Source organism: Pseudoalteromonas sp. T1lg22 (assembly GCF_002964645.1).
Taxonomy (GTDB): domain Bacteria; phylum Pseudomonadota; class Gammaproteobacteria; order Enterobacterales; family Alteromonadaceae; genus Pseudoalteromonas.
Genome location: NZ_PQBY01000002.1, coordinates 224,769 through 244,761, shown reverse-complemented (window position 1 = coordinate 244,761; position 19,993 = coordinate 224,769). Strand labels below are relative to the sequence as shown.

The 19,993-nt window shown below is 49.6% G+C and carries 15 protein-coding genes, 1 tRNA gene and 1 pseudogene; all 17 read left to right on the top strand.

The features are described from left to right. The first annotated feature begins 7 nt into the window (after window positions 1–7). A complete protein-coding gene (glmM, locus tag C2M24_RS01095) occupies window positions 8–1,348 on the top strand; it encodes a phosphoglucosamine mutase (protein WP_105213010.1) in 1,341 nt (446 codons plus the stop codon). Between the two features lie 80 nt (window positions 1,349–1,428). Continuing rightward, a complete protein-coding gene (tpiA, locus tag C2M24_RS01090) occupies window positions 1,429–2,172 on the top strand; it encodes a triose-phosphate isomerase (protein WP_105201056.1) in 744 nt (247 codons plus the stop codon). A 6-nt stretch (window positions 2,173–2,178) separates the two neighbouring features. Then, the gene (gene secG, locus C2M24_RS01085) at window positions 2,179–2,535 is read left to right on the top strand and encodes a preprotein translocase subunit SecG (RefSeq protein ID WP_105201057.1); all 357 of its coding nucleotides are present in this window, start codon (window positions 2,179–2,181) and stop codon (window positions 2,533–2,535) included. A gap of 8 nt (window positions 2,536–2,543) precedes the next feature. Further along, window positions 2,544–2,629, top strand: a tRNA-Leu gene (locus C2M24_RS01080). Window positions 2,630–3,315: 686 nt separating this feature from the next. Next, a complete protein-coding gene (locus tag C2M24_RS01075) occupies window positions 3,316–3,507 on the top strand; it encodes a hypothetical protein (protein ID WP_105213009.1) in 192 nt (63 codons plus the stop codon). Between the two features lie 498 nt (window positions 3,508–4,005). Next, a complete protein-coding gene (gene rimP / locus C2M24_RS01070) occupies window positions 4,006–4,461 on the top strand; it encodes a ribosome maturation factor RimP (RefSeq protein WP_105201058.1) in 456 nt (151 codons plus the stop codon). A 38-nt stretch (window positions 4,462–4,499) separates the two neighbouring features. Then, on the top strand, window positions 4,500–5,999 hold the full coding sequence (nusA, locus tag C2M24_RS01065) for a transcription termination factor NusA (RefSeq protein WP_105201059.1): 1,500 nt from the start codon (window positions 4,500–4,502) through the stop codon (window positions 5,997–5,999). A 25-nt stretch (window positions 6,000–6,024) separates the two neighbouring features. Beyond that, window positions 6,025–8,703 carry a translation initiation factor IF-2 gene (gene infB, locus C2M24_RS01060; protein ID WP_105201060.1) on the top strand — a complete coding sequence of 893 codons (2,679 nt, stop codon included), beginning with the start codon at window positions 6,025–6,027 and terminating at the stop codon, window positions 8,701–8,703. Between the two features lie 109 nt (window positions 8,704–8,812). After that, complete coding sequence (gene rbfA, locus C2M24_RS01055; protein WP_105201061.1) at window positions 8,813–9,202, top strand: 30S ribosome-binding factor RbfA; 390 nt, start codon at window positions 8,813–8,815, stop codon at window positions 9,200–9,202. A gap of 5 nt (window positions 9,203–9,207) precedes the next feature. Then, window positions 9,208–10,149 (top strand): tRNA pseudouridine(55) synthase TruB, encoded by a 942-nt coding sequence (truB, locus tag C2M24_RS01050; protein WP_105201062.1) that lies wholly within the window; start codon window positions 9,208–9,210, stop codon window positions 10,147–10,149. A 97-nt stretch (window positions 10,150–10,246) separates the two neighbouring features. Next, entirely contained in the window at window positions 10,247–10,516 is a 270-nt protein-coding gene (rpsO, locus tag C2M24_RS01045) for a 30S ribosomal protein S15 (protein ID WP_105201063.1), read from the top strand. Between the two features lie 261 nt (window positions 10,517–10,777). Continuing rightward, complete coding sequence (gene pnp / locus C2M24_RS01040) at window positions 10,778–12,907, top strand: polyribonucleotide nucleotidyltransferase (RefSeq protein ID WP_105201064.1); 2,130 nt, start codon at window positions 10,778–10,780, stop codon at window positions 12,905–12,907. An 86-nt stretch (window positions 12,908–12,993) separates the two neighbouring features. Next, window positions 12,994–13,872 (top strand): lipoprotein NlpI, encoded by an 879-nt coding sequence (nlpI, locus tag C2M24_RS01035; RefSeq protein ID WP_105213008.1) that lies wholly within the window; start codon window positions 12,994–12,996, stop codon window positions 13,870–13,872. 37 nt (window positions 13,873–13,909) lie between these two features. Then, complete coding sequence (locus C2M24_RS01030; protein WP_158683675.1) at window positions 13,910–15,049, top strand: hypothetical protein; 1,140 nt, start codon at window positions 13,910–13,912, stop codon at window positions 15,047–15,049. A gap of 277 nt (window positions 15,050–15,326) precedes the next feature. Beyond that, window positions 15,327–18,118 (top strand): annotated as a pseudogene (locus C2M24_RS01025) (monovalent cation/H+ antiporter subunit A). After that, on the top strand, window positions 18,118–18,468 hold the full coding sequence (locus C2M24_RS01020; RefSeq protein ID WP_105190046.1) for a Na+/H+ antiporter subunit C: 351 nt from the start codon (window positions 18,118–18,120) through the stop codon (window positions 18,466–18,468). The pseudogene C2M24_RS01025 and the gene C2M24_RS01020 overlap by 1 nt, the downstream one beginning before the upstream one ends. Beyond that, window positions 18,469–19,992, top strand: coding sequence for a monovalent cation/H+ antiporter subunit D (locus C2M24_RS01015; protein ID WP_105213006.1), 1,524 nt, complete (start codon window positions 18,469–18,471; stop codon window positions 19,990–19,992). Window position 19,993: the final 1 nt, after the last annotated feature.

Here is a 19,993-nt window from a genome sequence, read left to right as displayed (position 1 = left end):
AACAAGAATGAGTAACAGAAAATATTTTGGCACCGACGGTGTTCGTGGCCTGGTCGGGCAATACCCGATCACTCCTGAGTTTGCCCTCAAACTGGGTTGGGCTGCGGGTAAAGTGCTATCAAAAATTGGCACAAAAAAAGTGATAATTGGCAAAGACACGCGCATTTCCGGCTATATGCTAGAAACCTCGTTGGAAGCTGGGCTTATTGCCGCGGGCATAGATGTGGTTTTGCTTGGCCCCATGCCGACTCCGGCGGTGGCGTATTTAACACAAACCTTCCGCGCCGAAGCGGGTATAGTGATCAGTGCCTCTCATAACCCTTACCATGATAACGGCATTAAATTCTTCTCCAGCGAAGGTTTGAAACTACCGGATGCGGTGGAGCTGGAAATTGAAGCCATGATGGATCAGGACATGGAATGTGTACCTTCCGAAAAGCTGGGTAAAGCGCGCCGCCTGGTGAGCGCCGATGGCCGTTATATCGAATTCTGTAAGAGCCAATTCCCGCAAGGTCACTCCCTTGAAGGTTTGAAAATCGTACTCGATTGCGCCAATGGTGCCACCTACCATATTGCCCCTGCGGTAATGCAGGAGCTCGGTGCCGAGGTGATCCCCTTCGCATGTGAACCCAATGGCCTCAACATTAATGCTAAATGTGGTGCCACAGATGTTGCCGCCTTGCAGCGTAAGGTAATTGAAGAGGGTGCCGATGTGGGCATCGCTTACGATGGCGATGGTGACCGCGTGATGATGGTCGACCAGCACGGAGAAGTATTCGACGGCGATGACATAGTTTATATCATTGCCTGTGCCCTGCATGAGCAAGGTGAGTTAGGTGGCGGCGTTGTTGGTACCGTGATGTCGAATATGGGCTTGGAAAATGCGCTTAAAGCCAAGGGTATTGGTTTTGAACGCTCCAAGGTTGGCGACCGCTATGTAATGGCGTTGCTTAAAGAAAAAGGCTGGAAAATCGGTGGTGAAAGCTCGGGTCATGTGTTGAATCTTGATCTGATCAGTACCGGTGACGGCATTATTTCAAGCCTGCAGGTGCTGGCCGCTATGGTGACCAGCAACAAAACCCTGCGCGATCTGGGCAACGGCTTTGTTAAGTACCCGATGAATATGATCAATGTGCGCTACCAGCCGGGCACAGATCCGACCCTAAACCCTGAAGTACTCGCCGCGGTAAGCGAAGCACAAGAGCTGCTTGCGGGCAAGGGCCGGGTGCTGCTGCGTAAGTCAGGCACCGAGCCTGTAGTGCGCGTTATGGTAGAAGCCGAAGACCAAAATCAGGTGCTGGATTACAGCAGTAAAATCGCGCAAGTTGTTGAAAGTGTGAGCAGTTAAACGGCGCTCTAAAAATAACTTCTTGTAACTTAGGGCGAGTCGAGTTAGTATCTCGCCCGCTTTCGAACATGGAGTAAAACATGGCATCACGTAAGCCCCTGGTGGCTGGAAATTGGAAGTTAAATGGCTCCTTAGAGCTGCTTAATGAAATGGCCCCCGAGCTAAAAGCCGTAGCTGGCCAAGATGTTGATGTGGCACTTTTTGTTCCCGCATTGCTAGTTGCGAGTGCGGCGCAGCAAGGTGTAGTAACGGGTATTCAAACCGTTTCTGAATATGAATCCGGCGCTTATACAGGTGAGATTCAAGCCTCGCTGGCCAAAGAATTAGGTGCAAGCTTTGCCCTGGTTGGTCACTCGGAACGTCGCCATATTTTCGGCGAAAGTAATGAGGATGTTGCCGCTAAATTTGCCATGGCACAGCAGCAGGGCTTAACCCCCGTGCTTTGTGTTGGTGAAACAGAGCAGCAGCGCGAGCAAAACGAAACAGAATCAGTGATCAGCGCGCAAATTGACGCGGTGATTGAAAAATTAGGTGTGGCTGCGTTATCGCAATCTGTGGTAGCATACGAGCCGGTTTGGGCCATAGGCACGGGTAAAACCGCATCGCCGGAACAAGCTCAACAAGTACACCAATTTATTCGTGCGAAAATCGCTTCGCTAGACAGTGAAATCGCACAGCGACTGCTTATCTTATATGGTGGCAGCGTTAATGAGCAAAACAGTAGTGAATTATTTGCACAAGCAGATATAGATGGTGGCCTGATTGGTGGCGCCAGTCTTAAAAAAGATGCTTTTATCAGCATCTGCGAAAGTGCAAAAGGATAGAGTTAAATGTACGAAATTCTTTTAGTAGTTTATTTAATTGTTGCATTAGCCTTAATTGGTTTCGTGCTAATTCAACAAGGTAAAGGTGCTGACATGGGTTCGTCATTTGGTGCTGGTGCCTCGGCAACCGTTTTCGGTTCATCGGGTGCGGGTAACTTTATGACTAAAACGACCACAGTACTGGCCACGGTTTTCTTCGTTTTGAGCATAGTGTTAGGTAACCTAACTGCTGGTCAAATCAAGCAAACTGATCAATGGGAAAATCTAGAAGGTGCACCAGCGGTAGAAACCGTTGAGCAACCAGTATCAGATGTTCCTGTTGAGGAAGAAAAGGGTTCTAACAACCCGGACGTTCCAAACTAAAAAATTAAGCCGTGGTGGTGGAATTGGTAGACACGCCATCTTGAGGGGGTGGTGAGCTATGCTCGTGCGGGTTCAAGTCCCGCTCACGGCACCAAATTAAGGTTCTCTAAGAACCCAAGAAGTCCAAATTATCTAATATATATTAGGGGATTTGGACTTTTTTATGTCCAAGATAATTTAATCTCTCTTAGAATATTCAAAGCCTTAGGCAACACATTTCTTAGTACAGCTTCTGGTAGTAGAGCTTAATTCTTATAGAACTAGTACTTGTTAAGATGGCTAAAATCTCTCCCTTTGAATACTCAAACTAAACGTTTTAACCAAGTCCCAGGTTGTAAATTGAGCGCATAGATTAGGATTGTATTTATGTCGCATGGCAGTTCTCTATGCAGGGGCGTTCAAACACTATGAGTTTGTTTTAAAAGCCAATATTTTTCCTTGAATCCGGGTAACTCCAACGCCGAGAGCATGATATTTAGCCCGCTAGAATCATTAGCTATTTAGTTGAGTTGGTATAACTAATTGAAGTTTTATTAATTAGCTGAGGCGCCGTCAATTAGCGGCACATGTGTCGCTATTGCTGCTGCTAATATTTATAAAAACCAGGACGAATCTTTTCTTTAGAGCCGCCAATATAACGGATCCTTGCTACACTGGAATTGCCATTGGGTGTCTTGCAGTGCAATCCAGTGTTCCTCGGATTGCAAATAAGTTAAAGAGCTCTATGAATGTGTTCCATTGGCTCATAGAACTATTCACTAACATGGGAAAGGGATGTAAATGGAATTCATTATTTTCGTGGCATTGGCGGCTGCCAATCCGGGGTTAGCGATCGTATTGGGATTGGCGTGGTTATGCTTTTTAGGCTTTGGCAAATGGGATCGGAAATTTAGCAACAAGGTCAGAACAGTCGCTATCTTTATAGTCACCATGCTTCTGTTGGGGAATATCATGGCAATATTTATAGTTTAGTCTCTGGTTGGGGAGCTTTAGATGGGTTGTCGGCCTTACTACTTCCCAAGTAGAAACAAATTTAGAAACTATGTAGTGAGCTTGCTTTTTCGTGTAAAGGCCTTGTTAATTCAGGCTCTAACGGTTCTCGAAGGTTGCTTATTAATTACTAGGGCACTATAATAGTCGCCATAAATGAAGTTGGTACATAGTGACCCTTCAGGCAGCAGATTTATAAAGAGGTAGAGATATTCGCTCTACTTGCTTTATGTGATGTCGCGCATTCTTTGCAATGCGCGTTTTGCGTTTAGCGGAAGTGATTTTGCTAAGTCGTCGCAGCGGTTTTATCGTACGGATATAGCCCGCGCCAAGCTAGGCCCTAGGCCGCACAGAAAATCAGGAAGTGTTTACTTTTTGAGTAAATATTTCCAGTGTGACGCCCCGCTTGGTTCGGGGCGTTATTGTATCTGTATTGAAAATGGGGCATTAGCCCTTTTTTTGTTTCTATGGAGAAGTTTCGTGACAAAGCTCGAACAAACATTAACCGAGATGTTAACTCCGGCGGTCGAAGCATTAGGCTTTGAGCTCCTGGGACTTGAGTTTACTCAAGCTGGTCGTCATTCCACCTTGCGTGTGTATATTGATCACCCAGACGGTATTACGGTAGATAACTGTGCGGATGTCAGTCGTCAAGTTAGCGCGATCCTCGACGTAGAAGATCCCATTACCAATGAATATGATTTGGAAGTGTCTTCACCTGGAGTCGATCGTCCACTGTTCAAACCAGAACATTATCAAAATGCAGTGGGTGAGGAAGTCAGGTTGAGAACTAAGCTTCCGCAAGATGGTCGCCGTAATTTCAAGGGCGATTTAGTAGCAGTTAACGGTGATATGATCACAATTAATGTTGATAACCAAGAGCACATGCTCATGATAAGCAACATTGAGCGTGCGAACATCATCGCCAAATTTTAATTTCAGTGCGAAGAAATAGGGCAAGCGAGGCAATACCTATGGCAAAAGAAATACTGTTGGTGGCGGAAGCCGTTTCCAATGAAAAAGCGGTCCCCAAAGAGAAAATTTTTGAAGCATTAGAGTTCGCACTAGCGACCGCAACAAAGAAAAAACATGATGGCGACATCGAAGTGCGTGTATCTATCGACCGTAAAACCGGCGAATACGACACTTTCCGTCGCTGGCAAATCGTTGAAGCGCTTGAAGATGGCAGCTTAGAAAACCCGTACCGCGAAATCACTCTTGAAGCGGCGCAGGTTGAAGAGCCAGAAAAGCAGCTTGGCGATTACGTTGAAGAACAAATTGAGTCAATCAAGTTTGACCGTATCACCACGCAAATGGCCAAGCAGGTTATCGTACAAAAAGTACGTGAAGCCGAGCGTGCCCTTGTGGTTGAAGCTTATAAAGACCAAGAAGGTGAGCTAGTAACAGGTGTGGTTAAAAAAGCCAGCCGCGAAGCCATTATTCTTGACTTAGGCAACAACGCCGAAGCCGTTATCTACCGTGATGACATGCTACCGCGCGAAAACTTCCGCCCAGGCGACCGTGTTCGTGGTCTGCTTTATGCGGTACGTCCAGAAGCCCGTGGCGCGCAGTTATTTGTAACTCGTTCTAAGCCGGAAATGCTAATGGAGCTATTCCGCATCGAGGTGCCGGAAATTGGCGAAGAGATGATCGAGCTACGTGCGGCCGCTCGTGACCCAGGCTCACGTGCAAAGATTGCTGTTAAATCAAATGACAAGCGTATCGACCCTGTTGGTGCCTGCGTGGGTATGCGTGGTGCACGTGTGCAAGCGGTATCCGGTGAATTGGGCGGTGAGCGTGTTGATATCGTGCTTTACGATGACAACCCAGCGCAGTTCGTTATCAACGCCATGGCGCCGGCAGAAGTTGCTTCTATCGTGATGGACGAAGACTCACGTTCAATGGATATCGCCGTTGAAGCGGATAACCTGGCACAAGCCATCGGTCGTAACGGCCAAAACGTGCGTTTAGCAAGCCAACTTACAGGTTGGGAGCTAAATGTAATGACAGTTGCAGACATGCAGGAAAAGAACCAGGCTGAGTCAGACAAGCTGATCACCCTGTTCACCGAAGGTTTGGACATCGATGACGATTTCGCCGAGCTACTTATCGGTGAAGGCTTCTCAACGCTAGAAGAAGTGGCCTATGTACCAACCAGCGAATTCTTGGAAATCGATGGTCTGGACGAGGACACAGTTGAAGAGCTGCGTAATCGTGCCAAAGACGCGTTGACCACCAAGGCATTGAAAGACGAAGAAAGCCTAGAAGGCGCAGAGCCGGCTGAAGACCTATTAAACCTGGATGGCCTAGATCGTCACCTTGCCTTTGTTATGGCGAGCAAGGGCGTAGTAACGCTTGAAGATCTAGCCGAGCAGGGCATCGACGAACTAGTAGAAATTACTGAGCTTTCTGAGCAGGAAGCGGGCGACCTAATTATGGCTGCACGTAATATTTGCTGGTTCGGTGACGAGTAATTTATTAACGGAGGTAACAAAGAATATGGCAGAAGTAAGTGTAACAAAACTGGCCGAGGACATTGGTACAACTGTTGATAAATTGCTACAGCAATTGGACAGCGCGGGCATTAAAAAGCAAGCGGGTGACCAGGTAAACGAGTCGGAAAAAGAGCAACTGCTTGATCACTTGTCTAAGCAGCATGGCGGCGCTGGTGCCTCAGGCCCAGAGCGTATGACTTTGCAACGCAAGAAGAAAAGCACCCTAAGCGTAACCGGTTCAACCGGTAAGGCGAAGGCAGTGCAGGTCGAAGTGCGTAAAAAGCGTACCTATGTGAAGAAAAGTGCCCTAGAAGAGCAGCAGGAACAAGCGCGTCTAGAAGCACAAGAGCAGGAGCGTCTTGAAGCCGAAGCACAGGCTAAATTAGAAGCGGAGCGTAAGGCTAAAGAAGAAGCCGAGCGTAAAGCGAACGAAGAGGCAGAGCGCAAGGCCAAAGAAGAAGCCGAACGTAAAGCCAAAGAAGAAGCGAAGCGTAAAGCCGAAGCACAGCGCAAAGAAAGTAAAGGTTCTGCAAAGGATGAGGCGCAAACTCAGAAAGAACGTGATGAAGCAGAGCGCTTACAGAAAGAAGCAGAAGAGGCAGCATTGAAGAAAGCCGAAGAAGAAGCACAACGTCAAGCAGAAGAAGCTCGTCGCCTAGCCGAAGAAAACGAAGCGCGTTGGAAGAAAGAGGAAGAGGAACGTAAACGTCGTGAAGAAACGGCGGATCACCACCTAACTACTTCTACCTATGCACGTGAAGCGGAAGACGAGTCAGATGCACGCGAAGAGAAAAGCGCGCGTCGTAAAAAGAAAAAGCCTAAGGGCAAAGAAACTGCCGAAGCACCACTAAAAATGGGCAAGGGTAAAAAAGGTAAGCTTAAAGCGCCTACTTCTTTACAGCATGGTTTCCAAAAGCCAGTTGCCGATAAGAAGCAAGAAGTACGTATCGGTGAAACCATCACGGTTGCCGAGCTTGCTTCACGTATGGCGGTAAAGGGTGCCGAAGTCGTTAAGACCATGATGAAAATGGGCGACATGGTAACCATTAACCAGGTTATCGACCAGGAAACTGCACAGCTAGTTGCAGAAGAAATGGGTCACAAGGTTGTGGTAGTTCGTGAAAACGAACTGGAAGAGAAAGTACTAAGCGACCGCAGCGAAGGCGGTAAAGCTGAATCTCGTGCACCGGTAGTAACCGTAATGGGTCACGTTGACCACGGTAAAACATCGACTCTGGACTACATCCGTAAAGCTAAAGTTGCTTCGGGCGAGGCCGGTGGTATTACCCAGCACATTGGTGCATACCATGTTGATACTGACAACGGCATGATCACCTTCCTTGATACTCCGGGACACGCGGCATTTACCTCAATGCGTGCTCGTGGTGCGAAAGCGACGGATATCGTAATCCTGGTTGTTGCTGCGGACGATGGCGTAATGCCACAGACCAAAGAAGCGGTACAGCACGCTAAAGCGGCTGAAGTACCTCTGATTGTTGCCGTGAACAAGATGGATAAAGAAGGCGCCGATCCAGATCGCGTTAAGAACGAACTAGCTCAGCTAGACGTTATCCCAGAAGACTGGGGCGGTGAGACGCAATTCGTACACATCTCGGCTAAAACCGGCCAGGGCGTTGACGAGCTACTTGAAGCCGTACTAATGCAATCGGAAATCCTTGAGCTAACCGCTGTTTCTGAAGGCATGGCCTCAGGTGTGGTAATCGAATCTCGCCTTGATAAAGGCCGTGGTCCGGTAGCTACTGTACTGGTACAAGAAGGTACGCTAAAGCAAGGTGATATCGTTCTTTGTGGTCTTGAGTATGGCCGTGTTCGTGCAATGCGCGATGAAAACGGTGAAGAAATCAAAGAAGCAGGCCCTTCAATCCCGGTAGAGATCTTAGGTCTTTCTGGTGTACCTGCAGCTGGTGACGAAGCAACGGTTGTTCGCGATGAGCGTAAGGCCCGTGAAGTTGCTCTATACCGTCAAGGTAAGTTCCGTGAAGTGAAGCTGGCGCGTCAGCAAAAAGCTAAGCTTGAGAACATGTTCACCAACATGACCGAAGGCGATATCTCAGAAGTGAATATCGTACTGAAAGCGGACGTACAAGGTTCTGTTGAAGCCATCTCTGATTCACTTGTGAAGCTTTCTACTGACGAAGTGAAAGTGAAGATCGTAGGTAGTGGTGTAGGTGGTATCACCGAAACTGACGCTTCCCTTGCGGCTGCTTCTAACGCCATCATGGTTGGTTTCAACGTTCGTGCCGACGCTTCAGCGCGTAAGGTTATCGAAGCTGAAAACCTAGACCTGCGTTACTACAGCGTAATCTACGACCTGATCGAAGAAGTGAAGCAGGCCATGACTGGTATGCTTGCTCCTGAGTTCAAACAAGAGATCATCGGTCTTGCCGAAGTACGTGACGTGTTTAAGTCACCTAAGATCGGTGCGGTTGCAGGCTGTATGGTTACCGAAGGTGTGGTCAAGCGTTCTAACCCAATCCGTGTACTTCGTGAAAACGTGGTTATCTACGAAGGTGAACTTGAATCACTACGTCGCTTCAAAGACGACGTACAAGAAGTTCGCAACGGTATGGAATGTGGTATCGGCGTTAAGAACTATAATGACGTTAAGGTCGGTGACCAAATCGAGGTATTTGAAATCGTTGAAGTACAACGTTCTCTATAACCTTGATCATTAAGTAAATTTGATGGGGGCCCTTGTGCCCCCATTTGTGATTGTGTAATACCTGCCGTGCTCTGTGCGCGTGCCGGTATCCTAAATATAAGTGGTGAAAATGAGAGAATTTTCTCGCACAGAGCGCGTAGCGCAACAGATCCAAAAAGAAATTGCGGTGATCATCCAACGGGAAATTAAAGACCCGCGTTTAGGCATGGTAACCGTGTCTGCGGTTGAAGTATCGCGCGATTTGTCTTACGCGAAAATTTTTGTGACCGTGTTCAATCAAGAAGACGAAAGCAAAACCAAGCAAAGCATGCGTATTCTCAATGATGCCAGTGGCTACATTCGTTCGCTGCTGGGCAAGCGTATTCGTGCCCGCATCGTCCCTGAGCTACGTTTTGTTATCGATACTTCATTACTTGAAGGTATGCGTATTTCTAACCTGGTTGAGTCGGTGATGCGCGAAGATAAGCAAAAGCGCGGTAGCAGCGACGAGGAAGAATAAGCAGCATGGCCAGACGTACAAAAGGCCGTCCGGTCGATGGCGTATTGTTACTGCATAAGCCCCAAGGCATTTCCAGTAACCGCGCTCTGCAGCAGGCGAAAGGCATTTACTTTGCGCAGAAGGCGGGGCACACAGGCGCCCTTGATCCCTTAGCCACAGGCATGTTGCCTATTTGTTTTGGCGAAGCGACCAAGTTCAGTCAGTTCCTGCTCGATACCGACAAAACCTACGTGGTGCGCGCCAAGTTGGGTGAGCGTACAACCACCTCGGATGCCGATGGTGAGGTTGTCGAAACCCGTGCTGTGAATGTTACCAAGGCGCAAATCGAGCAGCATGTTGCTGGTTTTATCGGTGAGTCAGATCAGTATCCGTCTATGTATTCGGCGCTCAAGTATCAAGGTCAGCCTTTATACAAGTATGCCCGCGAAGGCATAGAAGTGCCGCGCAAGTGTCGCCGTATTAACGTTTACAGCCTGACTCTGGATGAGTTCGATGAACAGGCCAATGAAATTCAGATGACCGCCCATGTGTCCAAAGGCACCTATATTCGTACCATAGTGGACGATTTAGGTGAGTTATTGGGCTGTGGCGCGCATGTGATCATGCTGCACCGCTCCAAGGTAGGTCATTACCCTGCCGAGAAAATGGTGACTCTGGACGAACTTCAAGCCCTGCTTGATGAAGCTAAAAGCCAGGATAAGGCACCGAGCGAAGTATTAGATACGCTGTTACTGCCAATGGACACGGCGGTGCAAGATTTGCCCAGCGTTGAGATTGACGAGCAGCAGGCCATTGCCTTTGCCCATGGTCAAACCGTGGTCATCGGCGAGGTACCAGAAGAGGTATGCGCCGTACGTTGTGGCGAGCGTTTCCTTGGTGTGGGTGAGCGCAATCAGCACGGTCATCTCAAAGCCAAGCGTGCCGTGGCCATCACAAATAACTTGTAGTTATTGGCCAGCTTGATAAAATAGCGCGCTCAATTGGTGGGGCTGGATTAGTGATCGGCTCTTACCGTATATAAACACTCACTTTTTGGAGTAAATTATGTCACTAAGCAACCAAGAAAAAGCAGATATCATTGCTAAATTTGCACGCGCTGAAGGCGACACTGGTTCACCTGAAGTACAAGTTGCACTTCTAACTGCAGATATCAACAAGCTTCAAGGTCACTTTGCAAGCCACAAGCAAGACAACCACTCACGTCGTGGTCTTCTTCGCAAAGTAAGCCAGCGCCGTAACCTGCTTAACTACCTTAAAGGTAAGAGCATCGAGCGTTACACTGCGCTAATTAAAGAACTTGGCCTACGTCGCTAATTCTTTGATACCAGTTTGAAAAAAGGGGCCTAATCGCCCCTTTTTTTGTGCGTCTTTGACGAGTATACTTAGCTCTGTCTAAGTTTCGCAATACAGCAAACTAGATGGCACCATATTGCCAATTGTAGTAAATAAAGGCATTCACACGAGTGTGGTTATTTACTGTAATTGGTGAGGTGCTTAAGAAAACCCTCTTAACCTGATTTAAGGGCTGGTAATTCGGCTTTTGAGTAGGTTATATGCAACTTAAGGAATGATTAAGTGCAAGCAATTATTAAAGAATTTCAGTACGGACAACACACTGTAACTCTAGAAACCGGCGCTATTGCCCGTCAGGCAGACGGTGCGGTACTAGCAAGCATCGGCGATACTTCGGTACTTGTAACCGTAGTAGGTCGTCGTGAAGCAAACCCAGGTCAGGATTTCTTCCCTCTAACCGTTAACTACCAAGAAAAAATGTATGCGGCCGGCCGTATCCCAGGTGGTTTCTTAAAGCGTGAAGGTCGTCCTAACGACGGCGAAACGCTTATCGCGCGTCTAATCGACCGTCCAATTCGTCCACTTTTCCCTAAAGGCTTCGTAAACGAAGTTCAGGTAATCGCGACAGTAGTTTCAGTAAACCCTGAAATCCAGCCTGATATCGTTGCCCTAATTGGTACTTCTGCGGCCCTAGCGCTTTCTGGTATTCCATTTAACGGTCCTATCGGTGCATCACGCGTAGGTTACATCGATGGTCAGTACGTATTGAACCCATCACTAACCGAGCTTAAAACAAGCAAGCTAGACCTAGTTGTTGCTGGTACAGATAACGCCGTACTTATGGTTGAATCAGAAGCTGAAACGCTTCCTGAAGACGTAATGCTTGGCGCCGTTGTTTACGGTCATGAGCAATCACAAGCCATCATCAATGCTATCAACGAGTTTAAAGCCGAAGCGGGTAAAGCAGCTTGGGATTGGACTGCGCCAGCAAAAGATGAAACCCTAGCGGGTAAGGTTGCTGCTATCGCCGAAGAGAAAATCGGTGAAGCATACCGCATTACCGACAAGGTAGCGCGTAAAGACGCTCTTAGCGCAGCGAAAGCAGAAGTGATCGAAAAACTAAGCGCTGAGCTTGGCGAAGACGAAAGCCTGGACGAGCAAGAAGTATCAGGCGAGTTCGGTTCACTTGAGAAGAAAATCGTTCGTGGTCGCATCATCGCTGGTGAACAGCGTATCGATGGTCGTTCACCTGAAATGGTTCGTGCCCTTGACGTGAAAACTGGCGTACTAGCCCGTACTCACGGTAGTGCTATCTTCACCCGTGGTGAAACTCAGGCGCTAGTAACGGCAACACTAGGTACAGAGCGTGATTCTCAGATGATCGACGACCTAACAGGTACTTCTACTAACCGTTTCATGTTGCACTACAACTTCCCTCCGTTCTGTGTGGGTGAAACTGGCTTTGTTGGTTCGCCTAAGCGTCGTGAAATCGGTCACGGTAACCTGGCTAAGCGCGGTATTGCTGCTGTACTTCCTACACTTGAAGAGTTCCCGTACTCAATCCGTGTGGTATCTGAAATCACTGAGTCTAACGGTTCTTCATCAATGGCGTCTGTATGTGGTACATCACTTGCGCTAATGAACGCCGGTGTTCCTACTAAGGCATCTGTAGCTGGTATCGCCATGGGTCTAGTGAAGGAAGGCGATAACTTCGTTGTTCTTTCTGACATCTTGGGTGACGAAGATCACCTGGGCGATATGGACTTTAAAGTAGCCGGTACCGCTGCAGGTGTTACCGCACTACAAATGGATATCAAGATCGAAGGTATCACTAAAGAAATCATGCAGATCGCTCTTAACCAAGCCCAAGCAGCTCGTCTACACATCCTAAGTGTGATGGATGAAGCCATCTCTGCGCCTGCGGCTGAGCTTTCTGATTACGCGCCGCGTATCTATGTAGTGAACATCCCACCTAAGAAGATTGCCGACGTTATCGGTAAAGGTGGCGCTACTATCCGTGCGCTTACCGAAGAAACCGGTACTACCATTGAAATTGAAGACGACGGTACAGTTAAGATTGCAGCCACTGACGGTGAGAGCGCGCGCGCTGCCATCGCTCGCGTTGAGCAATTAACAGCTGAGCTGGAAGTAGGTACCATCTACGAAGGTAAAGTAGTACGTATCGTTGATTTCGGTGCTTTCGTTAACGTTCTACCTGGTAAAGACGGCCTGGTACACATCTCACAGATCAGTGATGAGCGTGTAAACAATGTTGCCGACCACCTAAGCCTAGGTCAGGAAGTGAAGGTTAAGGTACTAGAAGTTGATCGCCAGGGCCGTGTACGCCTAAGCATCAAAGAGGCGCAAGACCAGAGCGCGCCAGCAGCGGAAGCGGCAAAAGACGCCGAATAAGCGATAAAAGCATAGTAAAAGGGGCTGTTTAGGCCCCTTTTTTATGGTTTAATGAAAATCCATGCACGGATTATAGGTATAGGACTTTGAGAAAAACATTATCGCTTACGGTAGCCGGCGTTATCACGCTACTCTTAACCGGTTGCCAATCCGTACCAGATAGTCCCCAATATGTTGTTACCGTACCTTTTGCCGCACCTCTGCCGAGCGATTACCGCAGCGAAGTGGCGGTAGCCCGTTATAGCGAGCTGATAGAGCAGGCCGATCTGCCCAGTGATCAGCAAGCATTACTTTATTATGATCGCGGTAAGCTATTCGACAGCCTGGGGTTAAGCACCCTGGCGCGCATCGATTTTAGCCGTGCGGTTAACCTTAAGCCGGACCTGGCCGAGGTGTATAACTTCCTTGGTATTCATCACACCCTGATGCAGCAATACGGCAAGGCCTATGAAATGTTCGATTCAGTGCTGGAGCTTAACAGCGAGCATGAATACGCCTATCTCAACCGTGGCATTGCCTTGTATTACGGCGAACGCCCGGGATTAGCCAGCGATGATTTGCAGGCCTTTTTGCGCTTTGCCCCAGATGACCCGTATCGGGTGCTTTGGGTTTATTTAGCGGAGCGTGACGAAGACCCACTTAAAGCCAAAGCCAACTTAAGAGATATGGCACAAGCTTTGGACCCGCAAAACTGGGCCTATCAACTGGTGGCCTTTTATCAGGGTAAAATCACCGAAAAGGCGCTGTTAGGAACCTTGGCAGAGGGTGTGGAATCACATCAGGAATATGCCGAGCGCTTGTGTGAAGCCTATTTTTATATCGCTAAAAGCCATCAGGCCAAGGGCGAAAATACCCTGGCCAGCGACTACTTTAAACTGGCGCTTTCGACCAATGTATACGAGTTTGTCGAATATAAATATGCACGCCTTGAGCTGGACATAATGGCAGGCGAGGGTGCGCACTAGCCTATTTTTTATCTTGCTGCTAAGCCTGTGTGGGAGTATGAGTCAAAGCCCCGCACTGGTGCAGTATCAGGCGCAAAATAATGCCGCCGCCGCCACCTTTTGGTTTTATCACAGCCCAACACAACTAAGCTATCGGCATTATAGCGAAGCCGTATTGCGCCGCCTAGCTACAGACGGCGCACCTCAGGCCCAGCTATTACTGGCCCAACACCTGCTGAAAAAAAATGACTTTGATGGTGCCCGTTTATACTGGCAGCAGGCCTTAGCTGCTAAAGGCGAGCAGCGCCCAGCGGCGCAACTTTGGCAACAACTGGCCGAGACGCTGGCGCAGCAAGGGCACTGGCAGGTGCTGGCCGAGATAGGCCGCGTTTATCCTTTACCCGATGAGCTTGAATATCGGCGGCGCTTTCACCTTGGCTTAAAGGTGGGCGTCGAGGGCCATGATGTCGCAAAAAGTTTGGGCTTTGGCACAAATTTGCGGCAAATCCAGGCGCAATCCTGTCGCTATAATCTGCTTTTGCTCGGCAACAGCCTGGCGGCCATGGATAAGCTGCAGCAGTTGCGCCGCAGATATCAGGCCAAGCCTGAACCTGGTACCGGATTGTTATGCCTGTCCGAGCCTCACTATTTGGGTGATACCCTAAACTGCCAAGGCACAAGTGACAGTTTTAGTCGCTGTGACTGGCAGCCTTTGGCGCAAACGCCGGAGCAAGTGCCAGCGGGTTTTGATTTTATCGTGATGATGACAGACGGCGGGCTGGCCAATGTTCAAGGCGGTATTATGCAGTTGGGAGTGAATGCACCCTATCATGTGTTTATCCATGAGCTCTTGCACTTTAGCGGCTTTACCGATGAGTATCCGGCACCTAAGGAGCAGCAGGGGGCCTGTGAGCAACAAGGGCAGCTCTATGCCAATCTTGTGGTTGGCGACAGAGCGCCGCCAGGCTGGGCGGCCAGTGCCTATTGTGACAATGGCCGTGGCTATAAACCCAGCGTTGGGCAAAGTCTGATGGAGCAATCGGAAGTTGGGGTGACGCCCCTATACAGAAATTTGTGGTTGGCCGAGCTGGCAAGGCCGAAACAGCATATTCGTTTTGCCGATTTATTCTACCGCTTAAGTGGCGAAACCCAGTGGCGTGAATATCGTCGTGCCCTGAATAATAAAAATGACGCTTAACCATGGCACATTGGCCGGGTCACATAAGGCAGAGGTCCGGATTTTTGTTAGCTAGGTTAGTAGGGTGTTAACCGCCGCCTAAGATTTAGCCGAATAGGAAGGGCGAGTCTAGACAAAGGCAGGGCTGCCCAGTATAACTGATTAATTATCAATATTTATTTGGCGCTGAACTAATCTTAGTATTGACGCTTTCGGTGTCCCAAGCGCCCGCCCTTGTGGGGTCAAAAATAACAGTTTTACCAAGGTTTTTGGTAACAAAAGTAAAGGTTTTTAAACTATGACATTGCTGTGGATACCCTTGTTATCCTTGTTAGGCAGTTTACTTGCGAGCTTTACCGGCAAACTATCGCGCAATCAAAGCGCCGCCGTGACCGCAATTATGCCTTTAATCTGCCTGGTCTGGTGCTCAGCATGGCACCGCAGGTATTGGCCGGCGAAACACTCTACGCCAGCCTACCTTGGATACCTGAATTAGGGGTGAATTTATCCTTTCGCTTAGACGGTTTAAGCCTGTTGTTTTGTATCCTGATCTTGGGAATTGGCCTGCTGATCATTCTTTATGCGCGCTATTATTTGAGCGCCAACGACTCCATGCCCAAGCTTTACGCTTATTTAATGCTGTTTATGACCGCCATGCTCGGCATAGTGACGGCAAACAACATTATTCAAATGTGGTTCTTTTGGGAGCTCACCAGTGTTAGCTCTTTCTTATTGATCAGCTATTGGTGGTATAACCCCGAGGCGCGTAAGGGCGCACGTATGGCGCTGGCCATTACCGGTGCCGGTGGTCTGGCTTTGCTGGCAGGCCTTGTGCTGTTGGGGCAACTGGTGGGCAGCTATGAGCTGGATGTGATATTGCAAAGCGGCGAGCTGGTAAAAAGCTCTAAGTGGTATCCGCTTATTTTGGTACTGATTTTACTGGGCGCTTTTACCAAGTCGGCGCAGTTTCCGTTTCATTTCTGGCTGCCTCATGCCATGTCGGCACCGACCCCGGTCAGTGCTTATCTGCATTCGGCGACCATGGTTAAAGCCGGCATCTTCCTGCTGGCACGTTTCTATCCTGCCTTAGCGGGCACCGAGCTGTGGTTTATTATCGTTGGTGTCACCGGCTTAACCACCTTGTTGGTGGGCGCTTACATTGCCTTGTTTAAGCACGACCTAAAGGGCTTGTTGGCCTATTCAACCATCAGTCACTTAGGTTTGATCACCTTGCTATTGGGTTTGGATACTCAGTTGGCAACCGTGGCGGCGATTTTCCATATTATTAACCATGCCACTTTTAAGGCCTCCTTGTTTATGGCCACGGGTATTATCGACCATGAAACCGGCACCCGGGATATGCGCAAGCTTAACGGTATGTGGCGCTATATGCCCTATACGGCGACCTTGGCCATGGTGGCGGCGGCATCCATGGCCGGGGTACCGCTACTGAACGGCTTCTTATCGAAAGAAATGTTTTTTGCCGAGACCCTGCACCAGCAGATGCTTGGCTCCATGTCCTGGTTAATTCCAGTGCTGGCGACCGTGGCCGGTGCCTTGTCGGTGGCCTATTCGGCACGCTTTATCCATGATGTATTCTTCAATGGTGAACCAAAGGATCTGCCCAAGCAGCCTCATGAGGCGCCGCGCTATATGCGTGTGCCCATCGAAATTTTGGTGGCCCTGTGTGTCTTGGTTGGTTTATTCCCGGCATTTGTGGTGGATCCGCTACTAACCGCGGCCTCTCATGCTGTGCTTGGTGCCGAGGCACCTGATTATCATCTGGCCATCTGGCACGGCTTTAACCTGCCGCTATTGATGAGTGGGGTGGCGGTGGCCGGCGGTCTGTTTATTTATTCACAGCGTAAATACCTGTTCCAGTTCCAGGCCTCTTTACCAAATGTGAGCGCCAAAAAAGCCTTCGATGCCAGCATTCACAAGGTGGTGGTGTGGTCACGGGAGCAAATCCTGCGCATAGAAAATGGCTCCTTGCAGCGTTATATCTTTATTCTTTTGCTCTCTACCTTGGTAGTGGCGGGCTTGCCCCTGTTTGAAATGCATACCCTGGCCGGGGCAACCGGGCTGAGTGAGATTGATGCCCATAATGCCATTGGTGCGGCGCTGCTGATGATAGGCACTCTGGCTACCCTGGTGTGGCATCGCTCGCGGATGATAGCCCTGATCCTGGTTTCCGTGGTGGGCTTGATGACCTCAGTGGTCTTTACCCGTTTCTCGGCGCCGGATTTGGCCTTGACCCAGCTCACCGTGGAAGTAGTAACAGTGATGTTACTGATGCTGGCGCTCTTTTTCTTGCCGCAGCGCACCCCTAAGGAGTCGAGCTCACTTCGCATCTTGCGCGATTTAGGCATCAGTAGTGCCATAGGTATTGTCGTTGGCAGTATCTGTTATGCGCTGTTGACGCGTCCGCAGGAGAGTATTTCGCAGTTCTTTATCGGCAACGCCAAAACCGGCGGTGGCGGCACAAACGTGGTTAACGTGATCCTGGTGGACTTCCGTGGTTTCGATACCCTGGGTGAAATCACTGTGCTGGGCATAGCGGCATTGGGTATTTACAAGCTGCTGCTGAATCTGCCGTTATTTATGCCATCTTCTGACAGTGAAGGGCGTCCTTGGGCGCGCGAACGTCACCCGCTGCTGCTTGCAAGCATTTCACAAAGTTTGCTGCCGCTGGCGATCATGGTGTCCGTGTATATCTTCCTGCGCGGCCATAACCTGCCTGGCGGTGGATTTATTGCCGGCCTGGTGACCTCCATTGCCTTTATTTTGCAATACATGGCCAATGGCTCTAATTGGATCCGTGCCCGCATGGATATTAACTACCGCAAGGTGATTGCTTCGGGCTTGGCTATCGCCACCTTGAGCGGCCTGGGTAGCTGGCTGTTTGGCCGTAACTTCTTAACCAGCTGGTTTGATTATTTCGATATCCCCTTGGTGGGCAAAACCGAATTGGCCAGCGCCATGATATTTGATTTAGGTGTGTATTTAACCGTGGTAGGCGCAACATTAATGATCCTTGCCAGTCTTGGTAAATTGACGGCAGAAACCCCGAAAGAAAAGGTTAATCTCTAATGGAACTCTTATATGCAAGTTGTGTAGGTCTGTTAGTGGCCTGCGGCATTTATCTGATTTTGCGCGCCCGTACTTTTCCCGTGGTGCTGGGGCTGACCATGCTCTCTTATGCGGTCAATCTATTTCTGTTTTCGTCGGGCCGATTAAAAATAAACCAGGCGCCGGTGCTAGGGCAGTCGGCCAGTTATGCAGATCCACTGCCGCAGGCCTTGGTGTTAACCGCCATCGTAATCGGCTTTGCGATGACCGCCTTTGTGGTGATCCTAGCCATTCGTGGCCGTGCCGATTTGGGTAACGACCATGTGGACGGTCAACCGCGCGCAAGCCGCGCCACTAAGGGGTCGAAATAGATGCAGCATTTGATCACCTTACCCGTATTGTTGCCGCTGTTGGCGGGCATTATTCTGTTGTTGCCGCCGTGTGGCAAAAACCTGGTATTAAGACGTTGGGTGGCCAGCTTTATGGCCTTATTTACCCTGGTGGCGTCGACCTTGCTATTAACTACTATCTTGGGCAGTGGTCCCCTGGTCTACGCCATAGGTGAATGGCAGCCGCCCTTTGGTATCGTCTTGTATGCGGACCCGCTGGCGGTGGCCCTGTGTATCCTCACCAGCTTTTTGTCTTTGGTGACCATAGTGTATGCCAGTCGTGGCGACGATAAGGCAGGGAGTTTCTTTCATCCTTTGGCGCATTTCCTGCTGATGGGCGTTAATGGTGCCTTTTTAACTGGTGACCTGTTTAACCTGTTTGTATTTTTCGAGGTCTTATTGATCGCCTCGTACGCCTTGCTGATGCATAAAAAAGACAAGCACACCACCAAGGCGGCGCTGCATTATGTGATTTTAAACCTGGTTGGCTCGAGCATTTTCTTGATAGCCCTGGGCGTGTTGTACGGCGTGCTGGGTACCTTGAATATGGCCGATATGGCAGTGAAGGTAGCGCTGTTGCAAGGCGATGATATTTATCTTGCCAAGATTGGCGGCCTTCTCCTGCTTATCGTCTTTGCCCTTAAGGCGGCCTTGCTGCCCTTGCATTTATGGCTGCCGGCCACCTATGGCCGCGCCATGCCGGTAATTGCCGCACAATTTGCGATCATGACCAAGGTTGGGGTGTACGCCATAATGCGCGTCTTCACCATGATCTTCGGCGAGCAGGCGGGGGAGCTAAGCGGCATCGCCAGCACCTGGTTGTGGCCACTGGCCCTGGTGACCTTGGTCGTGGGTGCGGTGGGCGTGCTGGCGGCGGAAGACTTGCGCCGTCTTAGTGCCAACCTGGTGATTGTTTCTGTCGGTACCCTGATAGCCATGGTGGCGCTTAATGAAGAGCAGGCCACGGCGGTGGCCATCTATTATATGATTCATTCGACCATAGCCTGCGCCGCCATGTTCCTGGTTGCCGATATGATAGCCCTGCAGCGGGGCAAGGTGCAGGACCGCCTGGTTAATAGCCGAGGTGTGGCTCAGCCCAAATTGTTAGGAATCTGCTTTGTGGTTGCCGCCATCGCCCTGGCCGGTCTACCGCCCTTATCCGGCTTTGTCGCCAAGCTGTGGTTGCTTGATGCTTCTTTTGGCGCCGAGGTGGCCTGGGTATTTTGGCCTATTTATCTGCTTGCCAGTTTAGCCACCTTGGTGGCGCTGTCGCGCGCCGGTACCAGTTTGTTCTGGCACGATCATCCCAATCAGGATGAGCAGTTTGAAGATAACGTCTATGCCGGTAAACGTCGCACCTGGGCTCTGGTGCTGATTCTTACGGTGCCGCTAATGATGACTGTGTTTGCCGCACCGCTGAGTGAGATAAGCAACCAAGCAGCGGCCATACTGCATAATTCTCAGGTGGCCATAGACACAGTATTTGCCTTGGCTAAGGAGCAATAAG

Excerpts from the sequence above, each read along its gene's own strand:
- glmM (WP_105213010.1), top strand. The coding sequence starts at position 8 with ATGAGTAACAGAAAATATTTTGGCACCGACGGTGTTCGTGGCCTGGTC.
- tpiA (WP_105201056.1), top strand. The coding sequence starts at position 1,429 with ATGGCATCACGTAAGCCCCTGGTGGCTGGAAATTGGAAGTTAAATGGC.
- secG (WP_105201057.1), top strand. The coding sequence starts at position 2,179 with ATGTACGAAATTCTTTTAGTAGTTTATTTAATTGTTGCATTAGCCTTA.
- C2M24_RS01075 (WP_105213009.1), top strand. The coding sequence starts at position 3,316 with ATGGAATTCATTATTTTCGTGGCATTGGCGGCTGCCAATCCGGGGTTA.
- nusA (WP_105201059.1), top strand. The coding sequence starts at position 4,500 with ATGGCAAAAGAAATACTGTTGGTGGCGGAAGCCGTTTCCAATGAAAAA.
- infB (WP_105201060.1), top strand. The coding sequence starts at position 6,025 with ATGGCAGAAGTAAGTGTAACAAAACTGGCCGAGGACATTGGTACAACT.
- rbfA (WP_105201061.1), top strand. The coding sequence starts at position 8,813 with ATGAGAGAATTTTCTCGCACAGAGCGCGTAGCGCAACAGATCCAAAAA.
- truB (WP_105201062.1), top strand. The coding sequence starts at position 9,208 with ATGGCCAGACGTACAAAAGGCCGTCCGGTCGATGGCGTATTGTTACTG.
- rpsO (WP_105201063.1), top strand. The coding sequence starts at position 10,247 with ATGTCACTAAGCAACCAAGAAAAAGCAGATATCATTGCTAAATTTGCA.
- C2M24_RS01030 (WP_158683675.1), top strand. The coding sequence starts at position 13,910 with ATGAGTCAAAGCCCCGCACTGGTGCAGTATCAGGCGCAAAATAATGCC.
- C2M24_RS01020 (WP_105190046.1), top strand. The coding sequence starts at position 18,118 with ATGGAACTCTTATATGCAAGTTGTGTAGGTCTGTTAGTGGCCTGCGGC.
- C2M24_RS01015 (WP_105213006.1), top strand. The coding sequence starts at position 18,469 with ATGCAGCATTTGATCACCTTACCCGTATTGTTGCCGCTGTTGGCGGGC.